This window comes from Kordia sp. (assembly GCF_045105435.1).
In the GTDB taxonomy this organism is placed as follows: domain Bacteria; phylum Bacteroidota; class Bacteroidia; order Flavobacteriales; family Flavobacteriaceae; genus Kordia.
The window spans coordinates 1-5,218 of record NZ_JBGCDL010000378.1 but is presented as its reverse complement, the minus strand read 5'-3'; the positions used below and the strand labels follow the sequence as shown (position 1 = coordinate 5,218).

The window sequence follows — 5,218 nt, the reverse complement described above, 5'->3', positions numbered from 1 at the left end:
ACCATCTTATTCAAATCTGTTTGTTGCTCAATCGTATATTCTAAAAACTGATAATTGTACGGATAACGAATTTCTTCTTTGTAGATTGTTGTCGTACCACCTTCAGCAAATTCAGTCGTTTTTTCTTTGATTCTATTTTTGTAATTGTACTGCGATTTTGTAGTAGTCACAGTTTCTGAAACAACATCATTTTCATCGTAGAAAAATTCCTTTCTAATGGTTTCACTAGGTAGTAAAATTCCTTTTATATAATCGAAAGTTACGGCACGAACATCCGTACTTACTCCAGCTACAGGATCTACATTTCCAGAATAACAAGTTCCTACACTTGGTTCTTGACTTAAATTTACATCACAGATTGCAGAAGGATTTTCTACGGTTCCTGACATGTAGGTACTATACGAATTATAGAACTGATCCCAAGGACAATCTACATTTTGAAGTTCATACATGACATGCGAAGTCTCTGCTATACTTGAAACATTCGTATAATCATATACTTCCTCAATAAGTATTTTTTGAGATTCATTAAAAACTTGTTTTTTCTTTACCACACCACGCTGATAATCTTTGTTTTCAACAGGTAAAAACGGATAGTCTGTATTGGTATCTGTTAGAATTTCGATATCTCTAGGTGAAATAAAAGTATAGAGTTCTCCTCCTGAATTTTCCTTTTTTACATATACTGTTTTGTAACCCACATAATTTCCTTTGGTAGTTGGTGTGAGTACTTCATTGATGTCGCGTATCACTTGATATTCTACTAATTCAGGCTCACGTATAAAGGTATTAGCCAAATGAGCACAACTGAACTCAGTAATAAACGGATGCATTTTCCCTTTGATATAGGTTCTTCTGTTTAGATTAGATTCATACGAACCACTTGAAATGTAATTATCAATAATATTTCCATCGTTGGATGTCTCAGTAAAATCTTCTATAAGATGATTATCTCTATAATTATAGGTTGTTTTTTGTCTCTCAGCTCCGTTATCGCTAAATACTACGTCTTTAATTCGAAGTCCGCCACCTTTCATGACTTTAGTAACTAGGTTGTATTCGGTATATTTTAAATCAATAGTAAGTTCAACTTTTGTGTCTAAAAAACTAGGACACGGAGTGAGTTCTACCGCTGGAGTTCTAAGTTCAACAAAATACCATCCTGCTCCTACTACAGGGAAATCCAATCCGTTTCCAACAGTAAATGTATACGCAAAATTGCTTGCTGTGTATTCAAAATCTGAAGTCTCAGCTCCAAAATAGTTTCCATTGGAAGGCGGTGTCACCGTTACTCCTGGTTTGGGAACCACTTTTGATAATGAAAGCGTATGTTTGCTAAGGTCTGCACAACTTCCTGTAGTTAAGCCACTTTTAAAAAGTTGTAATTTTTGACTTCTGTCAATATAGAGTAATAATTTATTGACAGGAATTTCTTCATCAAGTTGAGTGGAAATAGTTCCAGCACGATTATATATCTGCCTATTTTCAGGAATCTTTGTATAATCATAGTTTTGCGTTCCTTGATAGCTAAAGTCGTTACTTTGAAAATTAAATTCTTTTTTTCCTCCTAGTGGATACGTAATAGACGCTAAAGTTCCTGTGGTAATCTTTGAAGGATTTACCGAACGTGCATTGATAATTAAACTGTTATTATTAATTGGATCGTTATAATCACCGTTGTAATAACCCCAAGCATCTTTAAGATCACTTCCAAAACCTGGAAGTTCATTTAAGTTTTCATAATCAAGCGCGTATTGTAAGGTTTCTGAACCAAATACTTCTGTAACTCCTGTTAAGAATAAACGATTGGTAGTCGATGTGGTATAACTAAAATTGATACGTTTGTGTACATCTCCGTTTGGTTCAAAGATTTTTATATGATTTAGTTTTGTACCTGAATTCCCTGTGTTAATCGTATGTCCGCCAAATTCTGGATGTCCAAGTGATAAATGATAGCTGATTTTAGTTCCATCACGCATCGTTACTTCATCGACATATTTTTGTGTACTAAAGATTTGCTGTGACGACGAAACTAATTTTGGAAGTAACATTCCTTTGTTAATATCGGATACATCACTGTCACCAAACGCTGGACTTCCTAAAAGTTGATTTCTTGTTGTTGAAGTAGGTGTATTGTAATTTTCTTGAACATCTTGATAGGTAAAACTACAAAGTACAATATCATTAGCCATTCGCACATCTTTTAAATACCATGCGTTTACAGCTCCATTTCCAACGGTAGTTGAAGCTGATGAACTGTTTCCAAACTGGCTCGTAGTTACCGTATTATTGTAAATAATATTTGAACTCGTTTCTTCAAAAGTATAAATATATCCGTTCGTATCTGTTACTTCAAATTTGGTAATTTCAAATTCTGTATTATGATATATTTTAATGATATCATTTGTATCACTTCCAATAATTACGGGTGTTAATTGTCCATTTATATTCTTAACGATAAAACGTCCACTTTTCCCAAAGAAATTGTATTGATATAAATCATATTGAGAATCGTACTGGTCTATTCCGTTGGCAGTTTTCCATAAAAATTCTTCTTGATCGGCAAGTGATAAACCACCAAAGTTTTTGTAATTGTTGAAAAATACACCTCTTCCAAGAGCTTGCGAATTGTTCTCATCTGGAATACCGCGAACAGTTCTTGAAATAACTCCTCCTGTAGCCATCGAAAAACCTGTTCCAAGCCAACCAGAACGTTCATCAATACGAACGCTTTGTGTGTTGTACTGAATTCCGATTGGATAGCTTAACATGTCTGAAATAGCAACTTGTCCGAGCGGAATTCCAATACTAGGTTGCCCTGAATAAAGGTCTACAGAGACTTCTTCAAATCGCATTAAATTTGCCACCGTTGGCGCTGGTGGAATTATTGTTGGTAAAGAAATATCATCTTTTCCATTTGGGGAGCTTTGTTGTGCTTGCATAAAGCCAAGGCTTAGCAATAAACACATACATGCAATAACGTGTTTCATAAAATTCTGATTTTTGTTTATTTACTAGTTTTTGTTTTTAGATACTTTTTTATACCGCCATTTGAAAGGGCGTGTTCAATTCTCCGCTGCTAACCATTTTTGAGATTAAACGGTTTTTTCGATGACTTACGGGCAAGACAATTTCACCTTTTAAATGAACCAAACGATAGTGTGGTTCATAACATTTTAGATAGGAAAGGTTGATTAAATACGAGCGATGAATACGGGAAAAATTATCTTCTGAGAATAATTCCTCATAGAATCCAATCGTTTTACAACTGAGTATTCGTGCACCTCCTTTTAGATAAATCCATGAGTAACTCGCACAGGCTTCTATATACACAATATTTACTTTTGCCATGTATTCACCTTGATGTTTACTTCCTACACGTAAATAATTTGAATCATTTACAATATGCTGCCTTTGTTTTTTTATTTTTTGTATCATTCTGCAATACGTTTTTTTAGTTTACAACTTCTTTAAGTGGTTGGGGAAAGTGGCAGTTGAGTTCTGTATTTGGATATTAAAGAAACCTATCTTATTTGTTCGATGCAACATTATTGTGTAAGCGTCGAATTTCACCAACGAGCGTTGAATTTTGGGAAGAAAATAAAGCAATTTCTTACTAATAAAATGTTAATGATATTTTCGGAATCTTTATTTTACTTTTGCAAACATCTAAAAATTGACCGATTTTAATGGTCAATATGCAATCTTGATTCTGTAGTTGCAGTATTATTTTTTTTATATCCTTTGAGAAGGAAATATACATACCAATAAGTAAAGAATTTGAATTGAGTATCCATGAGAATGTTTACTTTTTCTATCTAAAAAAAAATATAGAAATAGTTACCACTGCTAGACATTAAAAGTAGATTTTATCTGTTAATATTATATGCTAAAAATTTGTGAAAAAGCCCGAAAACTATCGGTTTCACTCAATTTTGTTACGCTATAGAGTCACTCTCAAAACGTTCATCATATTAAAAATATTAAAGACTGATACTGCAACATAGTTGCGTTTTAAAAAAAATCTATTATAATTGCATCTTATTTGCATTAAAACATCAATAAGGAGTATTGAAGAAAATAAAGAAAATAACAAGTTTTGTTTTTTTGATGATCATTTTTATGAATCATCTCGCTTCTTTCTTGCATTCATTTGAACACCAAAATGAACATAAAACAAATCATGTTTCTTCAGAAACGCTATCTTTTGATCAAGATTCGAGTTTTATAAAAACTTGCTTCTACTGTAGTATTTACTTAAATTTAGACTATACGCAGCATGAATCAATAGCATACTCGCTAATTGTTCCTGATAGTATTTCTAAACGTATTCCTGATCAAGAAAAACAACTACTTTCTTTAAAAATATACAGGAAAAAATCAAGATCTCCACCTTTTTACTGTTCATAGTTTACAAAACATATTTTTACAATTAAACAGTACTAGAAAAACATTTTTAGCAAAAAATATAGCATTCTACCTGTTGTCTATGGTTTTGTAATACTTGAATTTACAGTGAATTTAAGGACTTTCCTTAACTCCTTTCTTTATTCTTGAGAAAGGGATTCCATTATTCAAAAAACTTTAAATCATCTTGTATGTTACAAGCAAAAAAGCTGTGTATGCGTTATGACGATACAGTAGCGATCAAAGATTTGAGTTTTACTGTAGCACCTGGAGAAATTTTTTGCCTTTTAGGACAAAACGGAGCTGGTAAAACCACGACAATCAATATTTTTTTAGGATTGATTGAACCTACTTCTGGAGAAGCATTCATCAATAACAATTCAGTAACTAAAAATAAATCTGCAAAAAAATCAATTGCTTATATCCCAGAAGTTGTGCAATTGTACGGGAATTTATCAGGTGAATTATTGCTAAAATCAAGTACAAACATTGTTTGTTGTTCACCAGCTTTTCCTTTGAATCTTACTTGAGGTGCTACAATAAATTTGATATTATTTTTGATTAATTTTTCTGCGACTATTCTAAATTATTCTACACTAATAATACATCCAAAATGAGGAATTGGCACTGAAACTTTATCTACCAAACCACAATAATCTAATGATGGAATTTCCCACGCTAGCGCTAGTATATACTAGTGCCGAAACACAAGCTAAAAATATACAATATCATTTTCTAACCAAAGAAACCCATGTCATCTATTTCTAAAATAGTATGATCTTCTTGATAATTTCTAGCACTTGAATATTTC

General features: G+C 32.4%; 3 protein-coding genes. 1 reads left to right on the top strand and 2 read right to left on the bottom strand.

The genetic code is table 11. The features are described 5' to 3' along the window. Positions 1-2,990: hypothetical protein (locus tag AB8B65_RS19240; protein ID WP_405302909.1), on the bottom strand; the 2,990-nt coding region annotated here is incomplete at its 3' end. A gap of 49 nt (positions 2,991-3,039) precedes the next feature. Continuing rightward, positions 3,040-3,438: a LytR/AlgR family response regulator transcription factor gene (locus AB8B65_RS19235; protein ID WP_405302908.1), complete on the bottom strand. Its 399-nt coding sequence runs from the start codon at positions 3,436-3,438 to the stop codon at positions 3,040-3,042. Positions 3,439-4,598: 1,160 nt separating this feature from the next. Here AB8B65_RS19235 and AB8B65_RS19230 point away from each other — a divergent pair. Next, positions 4,599-4,937, top strand: a complete 339-nt coding sequence (locus AB8B65_RS19230) for an ATP-binding cassette domain-containing protein (protein ID WP_405302907.1) — start codon at positions 4,599-4,601, stop codon at positions 4,935-4,937. The last annotated feature ends 281 nt before the right edge of the window (positions 4,938-5,218 follow it).

Excerpts from the sequence above, each read along its gene's own strand:
- AB8B65_RS19235 (WP_405302908.1), bottom strand. The coding sequence starts at position 3,438 with ATGATACAAAAAATAAAAAAACAAAGGCAGCATATTGTAAATGATTCA.
- AB8B65_RS19230 (WP_405302907.1), top strand. The coding sequence starts at position 4,599 with ATGTTACAAGCAAAAAAGCTGTGTATGCGTTATGACGATACAGTAGCG.